Annotated in this window: 23 protein-coding genes; 8 read left to right on the forward strand and 15 right to left on the reverse strand. The window is 72.3% G+C overall.

Translation table 11 applies throughout. The annotated features are described in order from the left end of the window. Window positions 1-8: 8 nt before the first annotated feature. From ACF07S_RS09835 to ACF07S_RS09850, 4 genes are all read right to left on the reverse strand, one after another. Window positions 9-2,465: a SpoIIE family protein phosphatase gene (locus tag ACF07S_RS09835; protein ID WP_391973861.1), complete on the reverse strand. Its 2,457-nt coding sequence runs from the start codon at window positions 2,463-2,465 to the stop codon at window positions 9-11. Window positions 2,466-2,638: 173 nt separating this feature from the next. Further along, window positions 2,639-3,877 carry an ornithine--oxo-acid transaminase gene (rocD, locus tag ACF07S_RS09840; RefSeq protein WP_391964226.1) on the reverse strand — a complete coding sequence of 413 codons (1,239 nt, stop codon included), beginning with the start codon at window positions 3,875-3,877 and terminating at the stop codon, window positions 2,639-2,641. Continuing rightward, window positions 3,874-4,686, reverse strand: a complete 813-nt coding sequence (gene ddaH / locus ACF07S_RS09845) for a dimethylargininase (RefSeq protein WP_391964225.1) — start codon at window positions 4,684-4,686, stop codon at window positions 3,874-3,876. The genes rocD and ddaH overlap by 4 nt, the downstream gene beginning before the upstream one ends. A 123-nt stretch (window positions 4,687-4,809) precedes the next feature. After that, window positions 4,810-5,313: an Lrp/AsnC family transcriptional regulator gene (locus ACF07S_RS09850; protein WP_391964224.1), complete on the reverse strand. Its 504-nt coding sequence runs from the start codon at window positions 5,311-5,313 to the stop codon at window positions 4,810-4,812. 122 nt (window positions 5,314-5,435) lie between these two features. On the opposite strand from ACF07S_RS09850, the gene ACF07S_RS09855 reads away from it, so the two are divergent. Genes ACF07S_RS09855 through ACF07S_RS09870 form a run of 4 tightly spaced genes read left to right on the forward strand, consistent with a single transcriptional unit; the run spans window position 5,436 to window position 9,545 of the window. Continuing rightward, window positions 5,436-6,206, forward strand: a complete 771-nt coding sequence (locus tag ACF07S_RS09855) for a LytR/AlgR family response regulator transcription factor (RefSeq protein ID WP_391964223.1) — start codon at window positions 5,436-5,438, stop codon at window positions 6,204-6,206. Window positions 6,207-6,218: 12 nt separating this feature from the next. Further along, the gene (locus ACF07S_RS09860; RefSeq protein ID WP_391973862.1) at window positions 6,219-6,611 is read left to right on the forward strand and encodes a hypothetical protein; all 393 of its coding nucleotides are present in this window, start codon (window positions 6,219-6,221) and stop codon (window positions 6,609-6,611) included. 19 nt (window positions 6,612-6,630) lie between these two features. After that, window positions 6,631-8,343, forward strand: a complete 1,713-nt coding sequence (locus ACF07S_RS09865; RefSeq protein WP_391973863.1) for a cation acetate symporter — start codon at window positions 6,631-6,633, stop codon at window positions 8,341-8,343. Then, window positions 8,340-9,545, forward strand: a complete 1,206-nt coding sequence (locus ACF07S_RS09870; RefSeq protein WP_391964220.1) for a sensor histidine kinase — start codon at window positions 8,340-8,342, stop codon at window positions 9,543-9,545. Before ACF07S_RS09865 ends, ACF07S_RS09870 begins: the two co-directional genes overlap by 4 nt. Window positions 9,546-9,567: 22 nt before the next feature. On the opposite strand, the gene ACF07S_RS09875 is transcribed toward ACF07S_RS09870, so the two are convergent. From ACF07S_RS09875 to ACF07S_RS09905, 7 genes are all read right to left on the reverse strand, one after another. Then, entirely contained in the window at window positions 9,568-9,744 is a 177-nt protein-coding gene (locus tag ACF07S_RS09875) for a hypothetical protein (RefSeq protein WP_391964219.1), read from the reverse strand. Window positions 9,745-9,757: 13 nt separating this feature from the next. Further along, window positions 9,758-11,566 (reverse strand): protein kinase, encoded by a 1,809-nt coding sequence (locus ACF07S_RS09880; RefSeq protein WP_391964218.1) that lies wholly within the window; start codon window positions 11,564-11,566, stop codon window positions 9,758-9,760. 4 nt (window positions 11,567-11,570) lie between these two features. Further along, window positions 11,571-13,025 carry a DUF6777 domain-containing protein gene (locus tag ACF07S_RS09885; RefSeq protein WP_391973864.1) on the reverse strand — a complete coding sequence of 485 codons (1,455 nt, stop codon included), beginning with the start codon at window positions 13,023-13,025 and terminating at the stop codon, window positions 11,571-11,573. A gap of 122 nt (window positions 13,026-13,147) precedes the next feature. Further along, window positions 13,148-14,098 (reverse strand): cytochrome c oxidase assembly protein, encoded by a 951-nt coding sequence (locus ACF07S_RS09890; protein ID WP_391964216.1) that lies wholly within the window; start codon window positions 14,096-14,098, stop codon window positions 13,148-13,150. Between the two features lie 123 nt (window positions 14,099-14,221). Continuing rightward, window positions 14,222-15,247 (reverse strand): 6-phosphofructokinase, encoded by a 1,026-nt coding sequence (locus ACF07S_RS09895; protein ID WP_391964215.1) that lies wholly within the window; start codon window positions 15,245-15,247, stop codon window positions 14,222-14,224. A 224-nt stretch (window positions 15,248-15,471) separates the two neighbouring features. Further along, complete coding sequence (locus tag ACF07S_RS09900; RefSeq protein WP_391964214.1) at window positions 15,472-16,200, reverse strand: type 1 glutamine amidotransferase; 729 nt, start codon at window positions 16,198-16,200, stop codon at window positions 15,472-15,474. A 23-nt stretch (window positions 16,201-16,223) separates the two neighbouring features. Next, window positions 16,224-17,462 (reverse strand): MurT ligase domain-containing protein, encoded by a 1,239-nt coding sequence (locus ACF07S_RS09905; RefSeq protein WP_391964213.1) that lies wholly within the window; start codon window positions 17,460-17,462, stop codon window positions 16,224-16,226. A gap of 147 nt (window positions 17,463-17,609) precedes the next feature. Between ACF07S_RS09905 and def the strand changes: the two genes are divergently transcribed. Further along, window positions 17,610-18,155, forward strand: a complete 546-nt coding sequence (gene def / locus ACF07S_RS09910; protein ID WP_391973865.1) for a peptide deformylase — start codon at window positions 17,610-17,612, stop codon at window positions 18,153-18,155. Between the two features lie 4 nt (window positions 18,156-18,159). On the opposite strand, the gene ACF07S_RS09915 is transcribed toward def, so the two are convergent. Then, window positions 18,160-18,801, reverse strand: coding sequence for a TetR family transcriptional regulator (locus ACF07S_RS09915; protein ID WP_391964211.1), 642 nt, complete (start codon window positions 18,799-18,801; stop codon window positions 18,160-18,162). A 172-nt stretch (window positions 18,802-18,973) separates the two neighbouring features. Between ACF07S_RS09915 and ACF07S_RS09920 the strand changes: the two genes are divergently transcribed. Further along, on the forward strand, window positions 18,974-20,200 hold the full coding sequence (locus ACF07S_RS09920) for an acyl-CoA dehydrogenase family protein (RefSeq protein WP_391964210.1): 1,227 nt from the start codon (window positions 18,974-18,976) through the stop codon (window positions 20,198-20,200). A 94-nt stretch (window positions 20,201-20,294) separates the two neighbouring features. On the opposite strand, the gene ACF07S_RS09925 is transcribed toward ACF07S_RS09920, so the two are convergent. The 3 genes from ACF07S_RS09925 to ACF07S_RS09935 form a co-directional block, all read right to left on the reverse strand. Beyond that, complete coding sequence (locus ACF07S_RS09925) at window positions 20,295-21,587, reverse strand: tyrosine-type recombinase/integrase (RefSeq protein ID WP_391973866.1); 1,293 nt, start codon at window positions 21,585-21,587, stop codon at window positions 20,295-20,297. Window positions 21,588-21,616: 29 nt separating this feature from the next. Continuing rightward, window positions 21,617-21,805, reverse strand: coding sequence for a hypothetical protein (locus ACF07S_RS09930; protein WP_391973867.1), 189 nt, complete (start codon window positions 21,803-21,805; stop codon window positions 21,617-21,619). 139 nt (window positions 21,806-21,944) lie between these two features. Next, window positions 21,945-22,493 (reverse strand): hypothetical protein, encoded by a 549-nt coding sequence (locus tag ACF07S_RS09935; RefSeq protein WP_391973868.1) that lies wholly within the window; start codon window positions 22,491-22,493, stop codon window positions 21,945-21,947. Window positions 22,494-22,784: 291 nt separating this feature from the next. Between ACF07S_RS09935 and ACF07S_RS09940 the strand changes: the two genes are divergently transcribed. Continuing rightward, a complete protein-coding gene (locus ACF07S_RS09940) occupies window positions 22,785-23,021 on the forward strand; it encodes a helix-turn-helix domain-containing protein (RefSeq protein ID WP_391973869.1) in 237 nt (78 codons plus the stop codon). Continuing rightward, on the forward strand, window positions 22,975-23,304 hold the full coding sequence (locus tag ACF07S_RS09945) for a helix-turn-helix domain-containing protein (protein WP_391973870.1): 330 nt from the start codon (window positions 22,975-22,977) through the stop codon (window positions 23,302-23,304). The genes ACF07S_RS09940 and ACF07S_RS09945 overlap by 47 nt, the downstream gene beginning before the upstream one ends. Window positions 23,305-23,346 lie beyond the last annotated feature (42 nt).

Below are 23,346 nucleotides of genomic sequence, written 5' to 3' on the forward strand. Positions count from 1 at the left end.
CCACCACCTCACACCGACGGTCCGGTCAGGGACTGTTCCGCCCAGATGATCTTCCCCTGGGGAACGAACCGGGTTCCCCACCGCTGGGCCAGCTGGGAGACCAGCAGCAGCCCGCGCCCGCCCTCGTCCATCGCGCGGGGATGACGCAGATGGGGCGCGGTGGCCCCGCCGTCGAAGACCTCGCACACCAGCGCGCGCCCACGGATCAGCCGCAGCCGGACGGGCCCGCTGGCATGCCGGATGGCGTTGGTGACCAGCTCGCTGACGACCAGCTCCGTGGTGAAGACCAGCTCGTCCAGCCCCCAGTGGTCCAGCTGCCGGGTGGCGGTCTTGCGGGCCTCGGCCACCATGGCCGGATCCGCCGGCAGGTCCCAGGCCGCGACCTGGCCCGGATCGAGGCGCCGGGTGCGGGCCATCAGCAGGGCCACGTCGTCGTACGGGCGGGCCGGGACCAGGGCGTCGACCACCGCCCGGCAGCCCTGCTCGAGCGCGGTGGTGGCCCCCTCCAGCGCCCGCCGCAGCCGGTCCCGGCCCGTCGCGACGGGCCGGGCCTCCCCGTGGGCCAGCAGTCCGTCCGTGTGCAGGGCGAGCGTGCTGCCCTCGGTGAGGGACAGCTCCACCGCCTCGAACGGCGGTCCGCCCACGCCGAGCGCCGGGCCCTGGGGAAGGTCCACGAAGGTGACCGTGCCGTCGGGCGTCACCACGGCGGGCGCGGGATGGCCGGCGGCGGCCATCGCGCACCGCCCGTCCACCGGGTCGTAGACGACGTACAGGCACCCGGCCCCCACGGGCCCCTCGGGGGTGTCCCCGGACTCCCGCCCGTCGCCCTCCTCCCGCGCCGACCGGGCCGTCAGGTCGTCCAGATGGGCCAGTACCTCCTCGGGCGGCAGATCGATGGCGGCCAGGGTCCGTACCGCGGTCCGCAGCCGCCCCATGGCCGCGGCGGCGTCGATGCCGTGGCCCGGTACCTCGCCGACGACCAGGGCGACGCGGGCACCGGACAGCGGGATGAGGTCGTACCAGTCGCCGCCCAGCCCGGTCAGCTCGTCGGCCGGTCGGTAGCACGCCGACACCTCGACGGCGTCCTGCTCGGGCAGCCGGCGCGGTAGCAGACTGCGCTGCAGGACGAGCGCGGCGTCCCGCTCGCGGGTGTAGCGCCGGGCGTTGTCCACGCAGACGGCGGCGCGGGAGACGAGGTCCTCGGCCAGGTTGAGGTCGTCCGCGTCGAAGGGGTTCTGGTGGCGGCGCCGGAAGAACGTGGTGACCCCGAGGGTGACGCCCCGGGCCCGGACCGGGACGATCATCACGCTCTGCAGGCCCAGTTCCAGGAAGGTGGACTCCCGGCCGCCCGGCGTCCCCGCGGCCCACTCCAGGGCCAGCGGGTCGAGCTGCTCCTGACGCCAGGCCCGGCCCGTGCTCAGACAGCGCACCGGCGGGGACCCCGCCAGGTAGGCCACGGCCGCGCCGGTCTCCACGACCGTCCGCGGCAGGTCCTCGTAGAGCGACCGGTGGCCCGCGCGGCGCAGTTGCACCCGCTCGGAGTCGGTGAGCGGCCCGGGCGGCAGCTCGGCGCCCCGCAGCACCGTCTCCAGCAGATCCACGACGACGAAGTCCGCGAGCCCCGGCACGGCGACGTCCGCCAGTTCCTGCGCGGTGACCATGACGTCCAGGGTGCGGCCGATGCGCTCGCCGGCCCGGTCGAGCAGGGCCAGGCGCTGCCGGGCCCGGTGCCGCTCGGTGACGTCCACGACGGTGTAGTACACGCCCATCGGGCGGCCCCGGTTGTCGTCGAGGCGGGTGAACGACAGCACGTGCGCGGTCTCGCGCAGCGGGGCCGAGCGGACGCTGCCGACGTGCTCGTAGCCGACCACCTGCTCCCCGGTGGTCAGCACGTGCCGCATCTGCGCCTCGACGGCCTCGGCGTCCAGACCCGGCTGGACGTCCGCGAACCGCAGGCCCAGGCGCCGCGCGGCCGGACCGCCGCCGAACTGCTCCAGCGCGGCGTTGGACCAGACGTAGCGCAGATCGGTGTCCACGACGGCGATGCCGATCGGCGAGCCGGCGACCATCTGCTCCAGCGTGCCGCGGCTCATGTCCCAGCCGGCGGAGCCGGCCAGTTCGGACAGCAGGACCAGCAGCGAGGAACGGCCCCGGGACGCCACGGTCGGCGTGGCCCGCACCACCACGGGCACCGGCCGCCCCTGCCGGTGCCGGGCCGTCATCGGCCCCGCCCAGTCACCGTCCGACCGGCAGCGCTCGACCAGGTCCGGCAGCCGCTCGGCGTCCTCGGGGGCCAGCAGATCGGCGAACTTCCGGCCCACCACCTCGGCCGCCTGGTACCCCAGCAGCCGCTCGGCCCGGGCCGTCCAGCCCGACACCATGCCGTGCGCATCGAGCAGCAGGGGAACGGCGTCGGCCACGTCGAACCCCCGCCGGGCCACGTCCCGCTCCTTGTCTGCGCCCACGGAGCCGACCTCTCTGTCGCTGAGAGCGGTCTTCCACCTCCTGACCCAATCTTCACCCTTGGAGCCCGCCGAAGGCTCCCTGGGCGTGCGCCACCGGTGGACGGCCGGGACGGCACCGCGCCGCCGCCCCGGCCGGGGCGGCGGCGGCCCGGCTCAGGCGGCGGGCCGGGGGATCAGCCCCGCCGGCCGAGCACCTTCTCCAGGGTCCGCAGGGCGCCCCCGAGCTCCTCCGCGGTGATGGTCAGGGGCGGCGCCAGGCGGATGGTGGAGCCATGGGTGTCCTTGGCCAGGATGCCCTCGCGCATCAGGTGCTCGCTGATCTCCCGGCCCGTGCCCAGTGCCGGGTCGACGTCCACGCCCGCCCACAGGCCGCGGGAACGGAAGCCGACGACGCCCTTGCCGACGAGCGTCTCGAGGCCCTCGCGCAGGACCTCGCCCAGTTCCGCCGCCCGGCGCTGGAACTCGCCCGTCTCCAGCAGCCCCACCACGGCCGTGCCGACCGCCGCGGCCAGCGGATTGCCGCCGAAGGTCGACCCGTGCTCCCCGGGGTGCAGCACCCGCAGCACCTCGCGCCGGGCGACCACCGCCGACACCGGGACGATGCCGCCGCCCAGCGCCTTGCCGAGCAGGACCACGTCCGGGACGACCGACTCGTGCTCCACGGCCAGCGTCCGGCCCGTACGGCCCAGGCCCGACTGGATCTCGTCCGCGATGAACAGGCAGTTCCCGCGGCGCGTCAGCTCACGCACCCCGGCCAGATAGCCGTCGTCCGGGACGATCACGCCCGCCTCGCCCTGGACCGGTTCGATCAGCACCGCCGCCGTCGTCCCGTCGACCGCCGCCTCGAGCGCCGCGAGATCGTTGTAGGGGACCACGCGGAAGCCCGGCGTGAACGGGCCGAACCCGGCGCGCGCGGTCCCGTCCGTGGAGAAGCTGACGATCGTCGTCGTCCGGCCGTGGAAGTTGTCCGCCGCGACCACGATCGTCGCCCGGCCGTCCGGGACGCCCTTCACGTCGTAGGCCCACTTGCGGGCCACCTTCACCGCGCTCTCCACCGCCTCCGCGCCGGTGTTCATGGGCAGCACCATGTCCAGCCCGGTCAGCGCGGCCAGCCGCTCCGCGAACTCCGCGAGCCGGTCGTTGTGGAACGCGCGCGAGGTCAGCGTGAGCCGGTCCAGCTGGCGGTGCGCCGCCTCGATCAGCGCGGGGTGCCGGTGGCCGAAGTTCAGCGCCGAGTAGCCGGCCAGCATGTCGAGGTAACGCCGGCCCTCGACGTCCTCCACCCAGGCGCCCTGCGCGCGGGCGACGACCACGGGCAGCGGGTGGTAGTTGTGCGCGAGGACCGGCTCCTCCGCGCCGATCAGCTCGGCGGACGAACGCGCGGGGACGACAGCGGGGACGACAGAGGTCATGAGCGGATCTCCTGAGTGCAGCACTTGATGCCCCCGCCCGCCTTGTGGAACTCGGACAGGTCGACGGGGACGGGAACGTAACCGCGGTCGGCGAGCTGGGCGACGAGGGCCGTGGCCTCCGGCGGGACGAACACATGGCGCCCGTCGGAGACGGAGTTCAGGCCGAACGCCATCGCGTCCTCGCGCGTGGCGAGCAGCGCGTCCGGATACAGGCGGGCGAGCACCTCGCGGCTGCCCGGCGAGAACGCCTCCGGGTAGTACGCGACGTTCTCCTCGTCCAGCACGAACAGCGCCGTGTCCAGGTGGTAGAAGTACGGATCCACCAGCGTCAGGCCGATCACCGGCACCCCGAAGAACTCCTGCACCTCGCGGTGCGCCTCCCGGGTGGTGCGGAAACCGGTCCCGGCGAGGATCCAGCGCCCGGCCGGCACCAGGTCGCCCTCGCCCTCGCACACCGACCCGGGGTGCTGGACCTCGTACCCCTCGGCCTTGAACCAGGCCTCGTACGGCACGGACTCCGGGCGCCGCTCGGGCGCGAGGAACAGGGAGCCGAAGACGCGGCCCCCGACGACGACCGCCGCGTTCGCGGCGAACACCATGTCGGGCAGTCCGGGCTCCGGCTTCACGTTCTCCACGGTATGACCGTGCTCACGGTAGGTGTCGACCAGCGTGCGCCACTGGCGCCGGGCGAGCGCCACGTCGACGGGCCGGTCGGGATGCATCCAGGGATTGATCGCGTACCGCACGGCGAAGTGTCTGGGTTCGCAGACGAGGTATCGCCGCCGGGACGCCACACGGGAGTCGGGCACAGAGGGGTTCCTCCGCTTCCACGCGGTGTCGACAGGGGTGCCTTCACGGTAGGAACCGACCCGGACGGGCGACAAGGAACGGGAGCTGCGTGTCGGCGCAGGATCGCTGCGCGTCGACGCCGCTCAGCGCACGTCTGATGCGCCCTGGGGCGCGGGCTGGCTCACTCCGGCCTCAGGACTGTCCGGCAGCAGATGGGACAGCACCATCACGCTGATCGTCTTGCGGATGAACGGTTCCTGGCGGATGCGCTCCAGCACCTCCTCGAAGTGCTCCACGTCCCGCGCCCGCACGTGCAGCAGCGCGTCCGCGCCCCCGGTCACCGTCATCGCCGCCGCGATCTCCGGATGGTTGCGCACCACCTGTGCCAGCCGCCGGGGCGGCGCCGCCCCCTCGCAGTACACCTCCACGTACGCCTCCGTGCGCCAGCCCAGCGCCGCCGGCCGCACCGTCGCCGTGAACCCGGTGATCACCCCGGTCTCGCGCAGCCGGTCCACCCGGCGCTTGACCGCCGTCGACGACAGCCCGACGGCCGTGCCGATCTCGGCGAAGGAGGTTCTGGCATTCGCCATCAGAGCCGTGACGATCTTCCGGTCGAGCTCGTCGAACGACGCGGGCCTGCTGTTCATGCGGGCACTGTATCCAGCGCCCGGCCGGCGTCGTCCACACCGGCCGCCCGCCCCCCGCCCGGCGGGAACGCCCATGTCCGGCACGTGTCCAGACGCGGAAATCACCCCTACACTCCACCTTCATGCTGCGCGCCCTCGCCGTCGACGACGAACGTCCCTCCCTGGAGGAACTGCTGTACCTGCTCAACGCGGACCCGCGCGTCGCCGGCGCCGAGGGCGCCGGCGACGCCACCGAGGCGCTGCGCCGCATCAACCGCGCCCTGGAGTCCGGACCCGACGGGCCCGAGGCCATCGACGTCGTCTTCCTGGACATCCAGATGCCCGGCCTGGACGGCCTCGACCTCGCCCGGCTGCTCACCGGATTCGCCCGGCCCCCGCTCGTCGTCTTCGTCACCGCCCACGAGGACTTCGCCGTCCAGGCCTTCGACCTCGAGGCCGTCGACTACGTGCTCAAACCCGTCCGCAGGGAGCGGCTGGCGGAGGCGGTCCGCCGCGCCGCCGACCTGCGCGCCGCCGCACAGCGGGACACCGCCCCGCGCATCCCCGTGCACGAACCCGACCCCGACCACATCCCCGTCGAACTCGGCGGGGTGACCCGCTTCGTCGCCGTCGACGGCATCACCCACGTCGAGGCCCACGGCGACTACGCCCGCCTGCACACCGACCGCGGCAGCCACCTGGTACGGATCCCCCTGTCCACCCTGGAGGAACGCTGGCGTTCCCGCGGCTTCGTCCGCATCCACCGCCGGCATCTGGTCGCCCTGCGCCACATCGGCGAACTCCGGCTGGACGCGGGCACCGTCAGCGTCCGGATCGGCTCGGAGGAACTCCAGGTCAGCAGGCGGCACGCGCGCGAACTGCGGGACCTGCTGATGCGCCGGACCACGAGCTAGGGGGGAGCACCCATGCCCCAGGACCCGGCCGAACGCCGCGTGGTCGTCACCGGACCGCCCCGTCGCACCGTCCCCCACGCCCGGCTCCGCTCGCGCGGGCGGCACCCCCATTCCACCGGCTCCTACCGGCCGCGCACCGAGATCGACGAGCAGACCACCCTCGGCCACACCTACGTCCGCTCCCTGATGCGCATCCAGCTGCGCACCGGACTCACCGTGTTCGCCGTCCTCGCGCTGCTCGTCGGACCGCTCCCGCTGGTCTTCGCCGCCGCCCCGGACGCCCGCCTGGAGTGGGTGGTCCTCGGCTTCGGTCCGTACCCCCCGCTGGTCCTGCTCGCCCGCTGGTACGTGCGCCGCGCCGAACGCAACGAACGCGACTTCGTGCGGCTCGTCGAGGACCGCTGAGACCGGGACCCGAAGCGCCGTGAACTACGCCTACGCCGTGCCCGCCGTCGCGCTGGTCGTCCTCGCGACCGTCCTCGTCGGCGCCTTCGGCCTGCGCATCTCCCGCACCACCTCCGACTTCTACGTCGCCTCCCGCACCGTCGGCCCCCGCCTCAACGCCGCCGCCATCAGCGGCGAGTACCTCTCCGCCGCCTCGTTCCTGGGGATCGCGGGACTCGTCCTGGTCCAGGGCCCGGACATGCTCTGGTACCCGGTCGGCTACACCGCCGGCCACCTGGTCCTGCTGGTCCTGGTCGCCGCCCCGCTGCGCCGCTCCGGCGCCTACACCCTGCCCGACTTCGCCGAGGCGCGGCTCGCCTCGCACGCGGTGCGGCGGCTCGCGGGCGCCTTCGTCCTCGGCGTCGGCTGGCTGTACCTGCTGCCCCAGCTCCAGGGCGCCGGCCTGACCCTGACGGTGCTCACCGGCGCACCCGACTGGCTCGGCGGGGTGATCGTCGCCGTCGTGGTGACCGCCATCGTCGCCGCGGGCGGCATGCGCAGCATCACCTTCGTGCAGGCCTTCCAGTACTGGCTGAAACTCACCGCCCTGCTCGTCCCGGCCCTCTTCCTGGTCCTCGCCTGGCAGAGCGACGGAGCGCCCCGGCACGCCTTCGACGAACCGGCCGCCTTCCGCGAACAGCGGGTGGTCGTCGTCGACGACACCCTCGACCTGCGGCTCGACAGCCCGCTCACGGTGACGGTGGACGGCACCGTCGACGGCCGCGCGCACGACGGCGCCACGCTCGGCCTGCCCGCGGGCACCCACCGCATCGACGGCGGCACCCGGCTGACCTTCGCAGAGGGCACCGAGGTCCCCGCCGCCGGGCGCGGCGCCGACGACGTCCTGTCGCCCTCCCGGGCCGAGTCCCGCGAGGAGCGCCCGCTGTACGCCACGTACGGGCTGATCCTCGCCACCTTCTTCGGCACCATGGGCCTGCCGCACGTCGTGGTGCGCTTCTACACCAGCCCGCACGGTGTCGCCGCCCGCCGCACCACCGTCGCGGTCCTCGGTCTGGTCGGCGCCTTCTACCTGCTCCCGCCCGTCTACGGCGCCCTGGGCCGGCTGTACGCCCCCGAGCTCACCCTCACCGGCGACGCGGACGCCGCCGTCCTGCTCCTGCCCGGCCGCATGATCGGGGGAACGGGCGGCGACCTCCTCGGCGCCCTGGTCGCGGGCGGTGCCTTCGCGGCGTTCCTCTCGACGGCCTCCGGGCTCACCATGGCCGTGGCCGGCGTGCTCACCCAGGACGTGCTCCCCGCGCGCGGCGTACGGCACTTCCGGCTCGGCACCGTGCTGGCGACGGCCGTGCCGCTCGGGGCGAGCGTCCTGGTCGGGGGACTGCCGGTGGCCGACGCCGTGGGGCTCGCGTTCGCCGTGTCGGCCTCCTCGTTCTGCCCGCTGCTCGTCCTCGGCATCTGGTGGCGCCGGCTGACCCCGCCGGGCGCGGCGGCCGGCATGCTGGTCGGCGGCGGCTCCGCCTTCGTCGCCGTCGCCGCGACCATGGCCGGCTACCCGGGCGGGGGCCCGCTGCACGCGCTGCTCGCCTGGCCCGCGCTGTGGTCGGTGCCGCTGGGCTTCCTCACCATGATCCTGGTGTCGCTGGCCACCCCCGGCCGGGTGCCGCCCTCGACGGCCGCGGTACTGGCCCGTTTCCATCTGCCGGAGGAACTGCGTACGGAGGTGTCCGCGTGAGCGGTTTCCTCGCCGGTCTGCTCGTCGCCGTACTGCCCCTGCTGGCCGCCGGGTTCTGGCTGGGCCGGCGGACCGCCCGGCCCGCCGGACTCGCCGGACTCGGCACCCCCGTCGAGCACGCCACGTTCGAGACCCTGCACACCGCCTCCCTGGCCACGCCCCCGCTCCGGGCCGGCCTGACGGAGGAGACCGCGGGCAGGTCGGCCCGCAAACTGCGCTCCCTGCTGGGCACGGACGCCCTGTGCCTCACCGACCGCGAACAGGTCCTGGTCTGGGACGGTGCCGGTGCCCACCACCGCACCGAGATCATGGAACGTCTGGCGGGGCCCCTCGGCACCGGCCGCGGCGAGGCCTTCCCGCTGACCTGCGACACCCCCGACTGTTCGGTGCGCTGGGCCGTGGTCACCCCGCTCACCGTGGACGACCGGGTGCACGGCGCGCTCGTCGCCTGCGCGCCCCGCGAGTCGGCGGTGCTGGTCCGGGCCGCCGGGGAGGTCGCCCGCTGGGTCTCCGTCCAGCTCGAACTCGCCGACCTCGACCAGTCCCGCACCCGTCTCATCGAGGCCGAGATCAGGGCGCTGCGCGCGCAGATCTCCCCGCACTTCATCTTCAACTCGCTCGCCGTGATCGCCTCGTTCGTGCGCACCGACCCCGAACGCGCCCGCGAACTGCTGCTGGAGTTCGCCGACTTCACCCGCTACTCGTTCCGCCGGCACGGCGACTTCACCACCCTGGCCGACGAACTGCACGCCATCGACCACTATCTGGCGCTGGTGCGGGCGCGCTTCGGCGACCGCCTCTCCGTCACCCTGCAGATCGCCCCCGAGGTGCTGCCGGTCGCCCTGCCCTTCCTCTGCCTCCAGCCGCTCGTGGAGAACGCCGTCAAGCACGGCCTGGAGGGCAAGGCCGACACCTGCCGCATCCAGATCACGGCACAGGACGCCGGCGCCGAGGCCCTGGTCGTCATCGAGGACGACGGCGCCGGCATGGACCCCGGCCTGCTGCGCCGCATCCTCGCCCGCGAGGTCAGCCCCACCGGCGGCATCGGCCTGTCGAACGTCGACGACCGGCTCCGTCAGGTCTACGGCGACGACCACGGCCTCGTCATCGAGACCGCCGTCGGCGCGGGCATGAAGATCACCGTCCGGCTGCCCAAGTACCAGCCGGGCGTGCATCTGGCGGGGCGGCTCACCCCGAGGTGAGGCGAGGCCGCCCGAGGGGTCCTCAGGTGCCGCGTGTGCCGGCCATCGCGAGGGTGATCAGGCCCAGGACCACCCAGCCGAACCACAGCCAGCCGTTGCTGCCGAGCGCAACCGTGTAGGCCGTCACGGCGACGAGGCCGCCGAGGGTGAGCACTCCCATGGTCTTCGTCGACGTTGAACCGTTCGTGGAACCGGGCATCGCGGCACCCTCCTCATGGTCCGACTCCCTCCATGGTGCCCCCGTTCTGCCTCCTTACGGTGCACACGACGACATGTGTGCCCGATTTCCACGGTCCCGCGCCGGTCCACGACCCGGCCTCGTGGACCGAGGGGTCGAAGCCGTAGTCGCGCGGCGGCACCTCCCGCGCGCACGCCGCGTCCGACTCGGTGCGCGCCTCGGCGAGCGTGACGTCCCCGCCCAGCCGGGTGAACCCGAGCACCTGCTCGTCGTACCGCCCGCCGCACGGCACCAGCCGCGCCTCCCGACGGGAGCGCACGTCCAGACAGTCCCGCCGCTGCATCGTCGCGGTGTCGGCGAACGCCGTCCCGAACCGGCGCCGCTCGCCGAGGGGCCCGTACACCGGCCCGTGCGCCCCCAGCACCAGACAGGCGGTCCGCCGCCCGGCCGCCTCGAACCCGTCCGACGCCGGTACGACGGCCAGCGCGCGCACGTCGGCCAGCCGGCCGCGCAGCTCGCGCGTGCGCTCCTCGCAGCCCGCCGGCCCCAGTTCCCGTGCCTCCTGCGCGGAGACGGCCCCGACGAACGCCACGACCTGCCCGTCGGGTGCCTCGTCCGCGCAGGTCGGGTCGAGGGTCAGCCGGGGCGTGCCGGCGAACCGGGTGCCGCCGGGCCAGTCGGCCAGCACGCAGTCGCCCTCCTCCAGCGGCTGCACCAGCCCGACGGCCTCGCCGTACGGCGCCGCTTCGCCGCCGCCCTCCCGGCCGGCCAGCGCGTACCAGGCGCCGCCCAGTGCCAGGACCAGGCCGAGCCCACCGGCGAGGACACCCCGCAGGGCGCGCGGGCGGGCGCGGCGGCGCGTGCCGGTGGCGCCGCCGGGGCCGTGGGTGTCCGCGCGGGGCGCCGGGGCGCCGGGGGCCTCCCAGGGCGACAGGGACCCGAGGTCGTTCCGCGTCCGCGCGTACGCCTCCGACTGGGGCGTGACGATCCGCGCCAGCTCGGTCTCCACCTCCCGCGCGGTGCTGCGCAGCTCCGGATCCTTGCCGAGCAGTCCGCGCAGCACCGGCTCCAGCGCACCGGCGCGCACGGGTGGACGCGGGTCCTCCGTCACCACCGCCGTGATCGACGCCAGGGGGGACGGACGGGCGAAAGGGGCGCGGCCCTCCACCGCGTGGTAGAGCGTGCAGCCGAGCGAGAACAGGTCGGCCGCGGGGGCGGGCGGGCCGCCGGTGGCCCGCTCCGGCGCGAGGTAGCCCGCCGTGCCGACCAGCGCGGACGCCATGGTGTGGCGCGTCTCCCCGGTGTCCGGCTGCACGGAGATGCCGTAGTCGGTGAGCAGCACCCGGCCGTGCGGCGAGCCGGTGCGGTCCGGCGCGAGCAGGATGTTCGCCGGTTTCACGTCCCGGTGCATCACGCCCCGCTCGTGCCCGGCGGTCAGCGCGTCCAGCACCGCCAGCCCGATCCGGGCGCACTCGGCGGGGGCGAGCGGGCCGCTCCGGGCGAGCAGCTCCCGCAGGTCGACGGCGCCCGCGACGTACTCCATGACGATCCAGGGAAGTCCCTCGTGCTCCAGCACGTCGTGCACGGTCACCACATGCGGATGACCGCGCAGACCGGCCGCGTGCCGGGCCTCCGCGCGCGCCCGGGCGACCCGGGCGTCCCGCTCCTGGCCGGGCTCGGCCGGATCGCCGAACGCGACCTCCTTCAGGGCGACCTCGCACGCGAGCCGCTGGTCGTGGGCGAGCCAGACGTGCCCCATGCCGCCACTGCCGAGCCGGTGCAGCAGCAGATAACGGCCGGCGACGACCCGGCCCACTCCCGACGTCGGTGATCCTGAGGGCATCGGGTCACTCCGGGGTTCGGCGGGGGCGCTCGGCGGGGGCGCTCGCGGTGGGTGCTTCGGTGGTGGCGGGAGCGCCGGTGACCGGGGCGGTGGTGCCGCCCGGCGGGCTGCTCGGGGGCTGGCCGGCCGGCGGCGGCGCGGGGCCGGTGACCGGGTCGCCGGGCGGCGGTGAGGAGGCGGTGGTCCTCGGGGGCGGCTCGGCCGGGCCGGGCGGAGAAGTACCGGTCCCGGGCGCTCCGGGGCCCGTCGAAGGGGGCGCGGAGCCGGTTCCGGGATCCTCGGAGTGTGCCGGAGGCGGTGGTGGGCCCTCCTTCGGGGGCGACGCCGCTCCGGAGCCGGACCCGGTGTCCGGCGGGGACGGCGGCGTGGAGCCGGGCGGCGGGGTGCCGTCCGGCGACCCCGGCCGCTCGGATCCCGTCGGCCCGGACGGCGACGGGGGCGGTGAGGACGGTGCCGACGGCGACCGGGGATCCCGCGTCGTCGCCGGCGGTCCCGCGTCCGGGGGAGTGGCCCCACCACGGGAGGCCCCCTCGTCCGGGTCCTCCGTCACGCTCAGCGTGACGTACGCCCCGAACCGCAGTTCGGTCCCGGCCGCCGGGTCGGACGCCGTGACCCGCGCGCCCTCCGGCGGCACGTCCCCGCCGTCGTGGGCGGCCGCCAGTCCCCGCCCGGCCAGCCGCCTGCTCGCCTCACCGAACGTGGTGCCGGTCAGCGACGGCACCGCCCGGCGCTCGCGCGTGTCGAAGGCGGAGTCGTCCTCGCCCGTGGTCCCCACGGGCCGCTCGATGCCCCGGTCGGGATTCCGGACGTCGACGAGGGCGATCCGCTCCAGTCTGTGGGACGCGGGCCGCACGACCACGACCTCGGAACGGTCGTATCCCTTCCACTTCTCGTTCCGGTCGTCGAACGTGACGGAAATCCTGCTCCTGTCGCCCTCGAAGGGCCGCAGGGGATTACCGCACGAACACTTCACCGCCGGCAGTCCCCGCTCATCGACCAGAACGGCGATTCCGGCCTGCAACAGCGCATTGAAGGGAACAGCCTTTCCCTTTTTGTAGTCGTGATTCCTCACGAGCGTGTCGTGACGCAGGAGAACGGGTGTGAGCCGGTCCAGATACTCCGGTATCCCAGCCGTACGGAGATCGAGCGCCTCGGCCCAGGCCCGTGCCTTGCGGTCGTTGCGCGGCTCGGTGAGATACCGCTTCAGCCGCTCGACGTCGCAGATCACGGCCTCACCGGTGCCGCCGTACAGGCCGGGGACGTCCCCCTGCTGCAGGCCGCCGTGGGCGGGCCGCGACCGCACGGCGGCATCCCGGCCGAGGCCGCTGCCCTCGTCGAAGAACGGCGCGAGAGAGGCGGCCCCCGCGGCGACCGCCTTCACGTCGAACAAAGGTGTGGCCGATTCGCACCCGCTGACGAGCAGAAACAGCAATGACAGGACGGCGATCTTACGGATCACTGCTTTTCCTGCCCTGTGCGTGAACGCGCGACGTTTCATCACCGCTCCCCCCGGCGGTCCCCCTGACGCATCATGCTACTGGAGGAAATTGCCCGTTCAAGGGGAGTCGGGAAACAGTGAATTCAGTTCCCGCGTGCGTGCAGTGAGGCCAGATAGGCGTTGTACGCCTCGAGTTCCTGGTCCCCGTCCCGGTCGGCGGCGCGGTCCTTGCGCCTGGCCTGCCGCTGGTCCGAGGCGTACCACTGGAACAGCAGCGCGAGCAGCACCAGGACGGAGGGGACCTCGCTGAACGCCCAGGCGATCCCGCCGGCCGCGTTCTGGTCCGACAGCGCCTCGATCCCCAGGGAGGCGGGCGGGTTCCCGAACGTCGTGACCATCGGGGCCGACGCCATCATCAGCGCGATGCCGAAGAACGCGTGGAACGGCATGCCCGCGAACAGTTCCAGCATCCGCATGAGGTACCCCGGCCGGTGCGGACCCGGGTCCACGCCCATGATGGGCCAGAAGAAGATCAGGCCGACGGCGAGGAAGTGCACCATCATCGCGATGTGCCCCGCCGTCGAGCCCATCAGGAAGTCGAACAGCGGGGTGAAGTACAGCCCGTACAGGCTCGCGATGAACATCGGAATGGTGAACACCGGGTGGGTGACGACCCGCATGTAGCGGCTGTGCAGCAGCATCAGCAGCAGCTCGCGCGGTCCCCTGCGGCCCCGCCCGGCCGGCGGCAGCGCGCGCAGGGCCAGGGTGATCGGGGCGCCGAGCAGGATCAGGATCGGCGACACCATGCTGATCACCATGTGCTGCACCATGTGCACGCTGAACATGACCATGCCGTAGTCGTTCAGCCCGGTGCACATCATGAGCCCGATGCTCAGCACGCCGGCCGCGAACGCGACGGTCCTGCCGACCGGCCACCGGTCGCCGCGCCGCACCAGGCGCGCCACACCCCAGCCGTACAGGGCCAGCCCCAGCAGGCAGGCGATCAGGAAGAACGGGTCCGCCGACCACGCGAGCCCTCGCCCCAGCGTGAACGGCGGCAGATCCATGGTCATGCCGTGCCCGCTGTGATCCATCCGCCGGCTCCTGTTTCGTGGGGGTTGTACGCAGTCTGTCCGCACCAGACTAGAACCGCCCCCGGCGACGGATGTCACCGGGGGCGATGAACGCCCTGCTGCGGGCGGCGCACTACCACGACCTCACAGAACGCACTCCGCCTCCGCGTACCGGGCGTCCGGCACCGTCTTCAGCGTCTCCACGGCCTCGGCCAGCGACACCATCACGATCTCGGTCCCGCGCAGCGCCGTCATCTTCCCGAACTCGCCGCGGTGCACCGCCTCCACCGCGTGCCAGCCGAAGCGCGTCGCCAGCACCCTGTCGTACGCCGTCGGCGTCCCGCCGCGCTGGATGTGTCCGAGGATCACCGGCCGGGCCTCCTTGCCGAGGCGCGCCTCCAGCTCCAGGGAGAGCTGGCGGGCGATGCCGGCGAACCGCTCGTGGCCGTAGACGTCCTTGTCGCCCTCGTCGAAGTCCATCGTGCCGGCCCTCGGCTTGGCGCCCTCCGCGGCCACCACGATCGCGAACCGCTTGCCCGCCGAGAACCGCTCGCCGACCTTCGCGGTCAGCTCGTCGATGTCGAAGGGCCGTTCGGGCACGACGACGGCGTGCGCGCCGGCCGCCATGCCGGAGTGCAGCGCGATCCAGCCGGTGTGACGGCCCATGACCTCCACGATCAGCACCCGCTGGTGGGACTCGGCGGTCGTCTTCAGCCGGTCCAGGGCCTCGGTCGCCACGCCGACGGCCGTGTCGAATCCGAAGGTGACGTCGGTCACCGCGATGTCGTTGTCGATGGTCTTCGGAACGCCGACTATCGGCAGACCGCTGTCCGACAGCAGCCGGGCCGCCTTCAGCGTGCCCTCACCGCCGATCGGGATGATCGCGTCGATGCCGAGGTCCGCCACGTGCCCCTTGGCCCGCTCCACACCGTCCCGCAGATGCTCGGGGCGTACCCGGGAGGAGCCGAGGATGGTGCCGCCCCGGGCGAGGATGCCGCTCACCGCGTCGAGGTCGAGCTTGAGGTAGTCGCACTCCAGCAGGCCCTTCCACCCGTCCCGGAAGCCGATGACCTCGTCGCCGTGGTCGACGACGGCACGGTGCACGACGGACCGGATGACGGCGTTCAGGCCGGGACAGTCGCCGCCGGAGGTGAGGACACCAATGCGCATAGCCCGAAGCAACCTTCTCGAAGTGGGCCGGGACCGGACCTCGCTGTCCGGCTCGATCCCCGCCACCCTAGCGGCATCCGGGGGCGCGATCGCACCCCGCGTCCGCCTGCTGGACGACCCCGCTCACCTGTGCGGAGCAGCCGTCAGACGGGCCGGTTACGCCCGTCCGGCGGCCGGGTTTCCCGCGGGTTCGGCACCCCCGTGTCCGCCGTGTCGGGCACGCCTCACGCCGGCTGCTGCGCCGCCGCGATCCGCTCGCCCCGCAGCGCCTCGTACCAGCGGTCGTCGGTCGGCGGCAGCGCGTTGACGTCGAGCGCCAGCTTCAGCAGCAGGTCCGCGATCAGCGGGTTGCGGGCGAGCACGGGACCGTGCATGTACGTGCCGAAGACGGTGTCGTTGAACGCGCCCTCGGTGCCGTCCCCGGTGCCGTTGCCGTTGCCGAAGCGCACCTGGGCGAGCGGACGGGCCGTCGGGCCCAGGTGGGTGACGCCCTGGTGGTTCTCGAACCCGGTCAGCGGGGGCAGCCCCAGCCGTGGGTTGATGTCCGCCAGCACGTCGCCCACGCACCGCTCGCCCTCACCGCGCACCGAGACGACGTCGAGCAGACCGAGGCCGGGCTCGCGCTGGCCGAGGTCGTTGATGAACTCGTGGCCGAGGATCTGGTAGCCGGCGCACACCGAGAACACGATGGCGCCGTTCTCCACCGCCCGGTGCAGACCGGCGTCCCGGCGCAGCCGCTCGGCGGCCAGCCGCTGCGGACGGTCCTCGCCGCCGCCGATCAGGTAGATGTCGCCCGAGGTCGGGATCGGCTGGTCGCTGCGCACGTCGAGCCGGGCCACGTCCAGGCCGCGCTGCCGGGCCCGGCGCTCCACGACGAGGACGTTGCCCTGATCGCCGTACGTGCTGAGCAGGTCCGGGTAGATCCAGACGATCCGCAGCTGGTTGTCGCTCACTTCAAGTCCCTGAGGTGTGGTGGTCAGTTGCCGACGCGGCGGCGCAGGTCCTGGAACGCGGTGTAGTTGGCGATGACCTCGATCCGGCCCGGCGGACACATCTGGACCGCCTGGTCGAGATTGTCGCAGACCTGGAACTGCTGGTCGGCGACCTCCAGGCGCACCGCGAGGTCCAGCTTCCGGTCGCCGACGACGCAGATCGGGTGGCCGGTCAGCCGGGTGTAGTCGACGTCCCACAGCCAGGAGGTGTCGGTGCCGTCGGCGGAGCGCGCGTTCACCGACAGGATCACGGGCGTGGGCGGCGGGTCGATCAGCGAGAACGTCTCGAGCCAGCCCGCGGGGTTCTTGGCGAGCAGCAGACGCAGGTCACGGCCCTCGAACTGCACGACGTCGTAGCGGCCGGCCACGGCCTGCACCTGGTACATGCGCTCCAGGGCGACCTGTGGCGGCACCCCGAAGACGGCGGCGACGGCCGCGGAGCTCGCGGCGTTGGCCTTGTTGGCGCGGCCCGGCAGCTGGAGGTGGATCGGCCAGGCGGAGCCGTGCGGGTCGAGGACGTGGTCGCCGGAGAGCGCCCAGCTGGGGGTCGGCCGGCGGAAGCCGCACTCCCCGCAGAACCAGTCGTCGCCCGGGCGCTGCATCACGCCGCCGCAGGACGGGCAGGACCAGGCGTCGTCCTTCCACATCTGCCCGGCGGCGACCCAGATCACGTTGGGGGAGGAGGACGCGGCCCACACCACCAGCGGGTCGTCGGCGTTGGCGACGACGACCGCCTTGGAGCCGGCCAGGCCCTCGCGCCAGTTCTCCGCGAGCATGCGGGTCTCGGCGGCGCGGTCGAGCTGGTCGCGGGAGAGGTTGAGCAGGGCGATGCACTTCGGGTCGGTGTCCCGGGCGACGCCCGCCAGGTACTTCTCGTCGACCTCGATGACGCCGAACTTCGCGTCCGAGCCGCCCGCGAGGGCCGAGGTGATGCCGGCCGGCATGTTGGCGCCGAGCGCGTTGGAGACGACGGGACCCGCGGCCCGCAGCGCCTCGGCGATGAGCCGGGTGGTGGTGGTCTTGCCGTTGGTCGCCGAGACCAGGACGCAGTCCAGGTTCTGCGCGAGCCGGGCGAGGAGATCGGGGTCGAGCTTGAGTGCCACCCGGCCGCCGATCACCGAACCGCTGCCGCGCCCGGCGGCGCGGGATGCCGCCGCGACCGCCTTGCCGGCGGTCACGGCCAGCTTGGCCCGCGGCGTGAGCGGGTCCGAGTTGCCTGCCATCAGTTCTCGATCCTCCTTGCGTACGCGCCGCGGCTGTGCCTGACGGCCACGTGGTGTGGACCTCAGCCTATCGAGATCCGTTCGCACTCCAGAACCGCGGCACCATCGTGAGACGGGTGCTGCTGCAAGGACCGTACTCTTGCCGCCATGCGACACGGCTCCATCCCCGGCGTCCACGGACGCGTGCGGCCCCTCACCCTGCTCGGCGACCCGGTGCTGCACGCGCCCTGCCGGGAGGTCACCGGCTTCGGTCCCGAACTCGCCCGTCTGGTGGAGGACTTGTTCGCGACGATGTACGCGGCCCAGGGAGTGGGCCTGGCCGCGAACCAGGTGGGCGAGCCGCTCAGGGTGTTCGTGTACGACTGCCCGGACGACGAGGACGTCCGGCACCGGGGCCATGTGGTGAACCCCCGGCTCGTGGAGACGGACGGGGTGGTGCTGCGCGGCCCGGAGGGCTGTCTGTCCCTGCCCGGCCTGGAGGCGGGCACGGAGCGCCACGACCACGCGGTCGTCGAGGGCGTCACGGTGACCGGCGACCCGGTCACCGTCCACGGCACCGGCTTCTTCGCCCGGTGCCTGCAGCACGAGTGCGACCATCTGGAGGGCCGGGTCTACGCCGACCGGCTGACGGGGTGGCGGCACCGCCGGCTCCTGCGTCAGGTGGGCCGTGCCCCCTGGAACCGGCCGGACTGAGCGCTCAGAACCCCGGCCCGCCGGCCTTGTCGCCCGCCGCCGCCAGCCGCCCCCACAGCAGGTCGGCCAGGCTGCGCACCAACTCGGACCGCGGGCAGGGCCGTTCACCGAGCCACCAGTCACCGGCCGCGTGCATCATGCCGACGATGCCGTGCCCCCACACCCGGGCCAGCTGCCGGCCGTCCGGTCCGAGGTCCAGCCGGTCCCCGATCACCTGGGCCAGTTCCTCACCCATGCGGCGCAGCAGCGGTGCCGAGTGCTTGCCGACGTCGAAGCCCTGGTCGCCCGGCGACCCCTCCGACGGGTGCATCAGGAACCGGTACACCTGGGGGCGCGCCTCGATCGCCGAGAGATAGGTGTCCAGGGTGGCCTCGACCCGCTCGCGCCGGTCCGCCGGGGCGTCCAGCGCGGCGCGCAGCGAATCCAGCAACGCGTCGGTGTGCCGCTTGGCCAGGGCGGCGTAGAGTCCTCCCTTGTCACCGAAGTGCCGGTAGAGGATCGGCTTGGTGATGCCGGCCTCGGCGGCGATCGCGTTCATCGAGGCCCCGGGGCCGTCACGCAGCACCACTCGGTCGGCGGCCTCCAGCAGCTCGCGTCGGCGTCGGTCGGCGGACCGTTGCTGATCGGTCCGCTGTGTGGTGTCCATGAGCTCTCCCCACCCGTGCTGATTCGGTGACGCCTGCGCAAACTAACACTGAAGGCGCCCCGGTCATCGAACGGGATACCGACCGGCTTCGGGCGGTTGACTTTTCCTACCCGGCGGTAACACACTCTGGTTACCGCAAGTAACATGCACGTGCGCCGCCGCTGGAGGGGACATGGCCGAGTTCACCATGGAGCTCAACGACGAACAGAAGGAGGTCAGGGACTGGCTGCACGGCTTCGCCGCCGATGTGATCCGCCCCGCGGCCGCCGAATGGGACGAGCGTGAGGAGACTCCCTGGCCGGTCATCCAGGAGGCCGCCAAGGTCGGCATCTACTCCCTGGACTTCTACGCCCAGCAGTACTTCGACGCGACCGGCCTCGGCATCCCGATGGCCATGGAGGAGCTGTTCTGGGGCGACGCGGGCATCGCCCTGTCGATCGTCGGCACGGGCCTCGCCGCCGTCGGCGTCCTCGCCAACGGGACCGAGGAGCAGATCGGCACCTGGATCCCCCAGATGTACGGCGACGCGAGCGACGTCAAGGTCGCCGCCTTCTGCTCCTCCGAGCCCGACGCCGGCTCCGACGTGGCCTCCCTGCGCACCCGCGCGGTGTACGACGAGGCCAAGGACGAGTGGGTGATCAACGGCACCAAGACCTGGGCGACCAACGGCGGCATCGCCAACGTCCACGTCGTGGTCGCGGTCGTCGACCCCGACCTCGGCTCCAAGGGCCACGCCTCCTTCATCGTCCCGCCGGGCACCCCCGGGCTCTCCCAGGGCCAGAAGTTCAAGAAGCACGGCATCCGCGCCTCCCACACCGCCGAGGTCGTCCTGGACGACGTCCGGGTCCCCGGCTCCTGCCTGCTGGGCGGCAAGGAGAAGCTGGACGAGCGCCTCGCCCGCGCCCGGGAGCGGGCCAGGAAGGGCGGGGAGCGCGTCAAGAACGCCGCCATGGCCACCTTCGAGGCGTCCCGCCCCGCCGTCGGCGCCATGGCGGTCGGCACCGCCCGCGCGGCGTACGAGGTCGCCCTGGAGTACGCCTCGACGCGCGAGCAGTTCGGCCGCCCGATCATCGACAACCAGGGCGTGGCCTTCCAGCTCGCCGACATGCGCACCCAGATCGACGCCGCCCGCCTGCTGGTGTGGCGCGCCTCCTGGATGGCGATCAACGGCAAGCCGTTCACGGCCGCCGAGGGCTCGATGTCCAAGCTGTTCGCCAGCGAGACGGCCAAGAAGGTCACCGCCCAGGCGATACAGATACTCGGCGGCAACGGCTACACGCGCGAGTACCCGGTCGAGCGGATGCACCGGGACGCCGCGATCTACACCATCTTCGAGGGCACGAGCGAGATCCAGCGCCTGGTGATCGCCCGCACCCTGTCGGGCATGCCCATCCGCTGACGCCATTCCGGCAGCAGGACACGCGTAGATCAACATGGCGAAAGCGGCCCCTCCCGACACGGGGAGGGGCCGCCTTCGTGCGCTATCAGGGAAATCAAACCGGGTTTGGGAGACGGTTGGGAGATCGTCTCTTACGGGACGGCTTCAGCGGGGGATACGAGCCGAACTCGCGGCGGTCCACGACGACCCTCAACGAGTCCTCCCACAACTTCTGGAGGTACTCGGCGATCGCCAACTCCATCGCCAACGTCACATGCGAGTACGTGCCCTCGACGCCCTGGAGCACATGCCCCATCCGCGCCTCAACAGCAACTCTAGGATGGTTCCCCTCATCCAGCCAGACCTTGTGAGAGTGCCGCAACCCGTGCGGCGTCAGTCCCTCCACACCTAGCACCGGACGGATACCGACCCGCGCCTTCGCGCCGCGCACCACACCGCGTGGCGCCCGGCCCAACACCATCGGCTGCCACGTCTCGGTGTACCAGTCCCCGCCCCGCAGCAGCCGGCCGCCCTTCGGTGCGGTGAACGCCCACTCGCTGCCGGGCCGCGAGTCGAGCAGCTCCTGCAGCAGTTCCGCGAGGAACGGCGGCAGGATCAACCCGCGGCCCGAGTCGTACTTGTTGCCGATCTCTGTGAACTCCCCGTCGACGTACTGGGACTGCTGCACCGAGTGCAGCCGCGCCCCCTCCCCGCCGTCCTTCAGCGCCAGCTGGTCGCGGTGCACGCCGGCCAGCTCCCCGATCCGCAGGCCCGTATAGGCGGAGGCGAGGACGATCGCGTATTCGTTCAGCCCTCGCATCTCCAGCGCGTTCCGGGCGATCAGCAGCACCTGGCGGGGGGTGGCGATGACCTTCTCATCCTTCGGCTTGGGCTTGTACCGGCCGCGGCGGCCGGACTTCCGCGCCGCTACTGGGTTGTCGCCGCGCAGCTTTTCGGCGACCGCGTCGTCCAGCATGGTGCGGAAGACGCTCATGACGTTGTCGGCGTAGTTCTTCGACAGACGCTGCCGCAGTCCCTTCTCCCATGCGGCGATGCCGGTGGGGGACAGGTCACCGACAGCTGTCTCGCCCCACTCAGGCAGGATCTGGTTCTTCAGGCGGAGCCGGTACTCCTTCTCGCTGAGCGGGCCGACGTCGATGGACGGCAGCCACTTCTCCGCCCATTCCTCGACGGTGATCCGTCCGTCGCGTGGGTTGATGAACTGCTTGCGCCGCACGTCGACCTCAAGGCCATGCGCGTACTGCTCGGCGGCCCGTTCCGTGTAGAACGGCTGCCCGTGCTCGTCCTTGCTGACCGAGCCCCACTTGCCGTTGGGGAGCTTGTACCGGCCGCGGTAGCGCCACTTACGCGCACGCTTGTCGTAGGTGCGCTTCTCTCCATACGCCATGGTTCACCTCGCCGTGCAGGCAGCTCTGATCAGCCTGTGACTGCTCGAAGTGTGGCGTACACGGTGGCCTCGTCGAGCCGGCTCCAGCCAGCGGCGGTGGTGTTGAGGATCATCTGCAGGGCGCGAGCGCCCGGCTCGGATATCAACTCGGCGTCGACGTAGACGTTGAAGTGGCCGTCGTCGCAGTCCTCAACCCAGACTTTGACGTTGCACGGCATACCCGTCACTACAGAAACCCGCACAGACATAGGTCCCCCAAGACCATGGCCACTGCGGGCGCCCCCCTTTGTGGTCCCGATATGAGACCACACTTCGGACAGAACGGGGAGGGGATGTGCGTGATCGGTGTGCGGGAAGTTACGCCCCGTTCGCTGCCTGTGGCTCGTCGCCGTCGTCGTCGGACAGCCGTCGCAAGTTGCGCTCGGCCTTTCGCCAGGCCAGAAGTGCCTCTTGGATCTGCTCAGGCGTGGCGTCGGGTGTCCCGTGCACAACGACGGTCATGCGCGCCCCTTGGGTGCCGGGAAGCTGGATGACCTGAGAGTCGAGGAGGGGGTCGTCGCTCTCCAGCTCGTCCACGATCCGCAGGGGCAGTTTTCCGCGCAGCCTGTCCGGACCGCCGTGAAGGCTGGCGGAGGCATCGTGGACGACAGGGGCCGGCGTGGGTTCGCCGCCGCGGAGGATAGCGAGTCCGGATCCTTCTGCCCAGCCAAGGTGCGGTTCGACTTTAGCGAGCGAGGGGGGGATGCGCCCCGGCCGGCGGCTGATGTCCTCAAGGTTCTGGACGCTGCCTTCGCTGATGCCGGCGAGTTCGGCGAGGGCGAGCTGCGTAAGGCGGCGTGCTTCGCGGGCCGCCCGGATGGCGGTTGCGAGCTTTGGCCAATGCAGCTTGGTCCGGTCCTCTGTCATGGCGGTCATCATGCCGCACGGTTTGGCAACACGCACCTAGCGAATCCCCTAATTGACCAGGATTGATCGGTCTTGAAGGCGCCTTCTTTGTTGCTTCGTTAGCTCCCCGTTGCGCCTGCGTCCCGTGAGTACGCCTGTGCGCGCCGTGTGCCTCTGGCCATCGATCAAGCCCCAATGCCTTCCGTGACACCCAAAGAAACCAGAGAAACACCCAAGCAACCCAGAACAACGCCTTGCGTTCGTCGCTTCTTTGGGTCTACGTTGGGTGTTGTGAGACCCAACGGAGCCGCAATGAAGGCCATCCGCGAGGCGCAGGGGATCAGCCTTCAGCAGCTCGCGAAGGACATAGGCAGAGACCCCGGCTACCTCTCCCGAGTCGAACGCAACAAGCAGGGAGCGAGTGACCGGACCCTCCGCCTCTACGCCAAGCGCCTGAACGTGCCAATCGACGCCATCACTCATGACCACAAGGAGAGACCTCGTGACCAGGACCGACCTGGCTCCCCCCACCCGGAACACCCCCACTGACCGGCCGGCGGCCGACGAGAGCACTCTCATCCTCCGCCTCGCCGAAGTGGTCGAACAGCTCGCCGCCATGCACACGGCCGCCGACCTGGAACTGCGCTGCTTCACTCCCGCGCAGGCCGCCGAGATGCTCGGCAAGAACGAGAACTGGGTCCTCGAAGCCATCTACGAAGGCCGGATCCCGTACACCCGCGTCGGCAAGTCGCCGCGGCTGACGGCCGCCCACATCCGGCAGATCCAGGCACAGGGCGAGTACCTGCCCAACAAGTACGCCAACGCCGCCTAAAGCCGGCCCGCGCCGCCTGATCGGCAAGCAAAGAGGCCGCCC

Origin of the sequence: Streptomyces sp. NPDC016640 (assembly GCF_043076215.1) — a bacterium.
Lineage (GTDB): Bacteria > Actinomycetota > Actinomycetes > Streptomycetales > Streptomycetaceae > Streptomyces.

Bases quoted from the DNA above. Each gene is read 5' to 3' on its own strand.
- ACF07S_RS09880 (WP_391964218.1), bottom strand. From the start codon at position 11,566: ATGCCCTCAGGATCACCGACGTCGGGAGTGGGCCGGGTCGTCGCCGGC.
- ACF07S_RS09875 (WP_391964219.1), bottom strand. From the start codon at position 9,744: ATGCCCGGTTCCACGAACGGTTCAACGTCGACGAAGACCATGGGAGTG.
- ACF07S_RS09905 (WP_391964213.1), bottom strand. From the start codon at position 17,462: ATGGCAGGCAACTCGGACCCGCTCACGCCGCGGGCCAAGCTGGCCGTG.
- ACF07S_RS09920 (WP_391964210.1), top strand. From the start codon at position 18,974: ATGGCCGAGTTCACCATGGAGCTCAACGACGAACAGAAGGAGGTCAGG.
- ACF07S_RS09935 (WP_391973868.1), bottom strand. From the start codon at position 22,493: ATGACAGAGGACCGGACCAAGCTGCATTGGCCAAAGCTCGCAACCGCC.
- ACF07S_RS09890 (WP_391964216.1), bottom strand. From the start codon at position 14,098: ATGGATCACAGCGGGCACGGCATGACCATGGATCTGCCGCCGTTCACG.
- ACF07S_RS09930 (WP_391973867.1), bottom strand. From the start codon at position 21,805: ATGCCGTGCAACGTCAAAGTCTGGGTTGAGGACTGCGACGACGGCCAC.
- ACF07S_RS09850 (WP_391964224.1), bottom strand. From the start codon at position 5,313: ATGAACAGCAGGCCCGCGTCGTTCGACGAGCTCGACCGGAAGATCGTC.
- ACF07S_RS09915 (WP_391964211.1), bottom strand. From the start codon at position 18,801: ATGGACACCACACAGCGGACCGATCAGCAACGGTCCGCCGACCGACGC.
- ACF07S_RS09860 (WP_391973862.1), top strand. From the start codon at position 6,219: ATGCCCCAGGACCCGGCCGAACGCCGCGTGGTCGTCACCGGACCGCCC.
- ACF07S_RS09855 (WP_391964223.1), top strand. From the start codon at position 5,436: ATGCTGCGCGCCCTCGCCGTCGACGACGAACGTCCCTCCCTGGAGGAA.
- ACF07S_RS09925 (WP_391973866.1), bottom strand. From the start codon at position 21,587: ATGGCGTATGGAGAGAAGCGCACCTACGACAAGCGTGCGCGTAAGTGG.
- rocD (WP_391964226.1), bottom strand. From the start codon at position 3,877: ATGACCTCTGTCGTCCCCGCTGTCGTCCCCGCGCGTTCGTCCGCCGAG.
- ACF07S_RS09895 (WP_391964215.1), bottom strand. From the start codon at position 15,247: ATGCGCATTGGTGTCCTCACCTCCGGCGGCGACTGTCCCGGCCTGAAC.
- ACF07S_RS09940 (WP_391973869.1), top strand. From the start codon at position 22,785: ATGAAGGCCATCCGCGAGGCGCAGGGGATCAGCCTTCAGCAGCTCGCG.
- def (WP_391973865.1), top strand. From the start codon at position 17,610: ATGCGACACGGCTCCATCCCCGGCGTCCACGGACGCGTGCGGCCCCTC.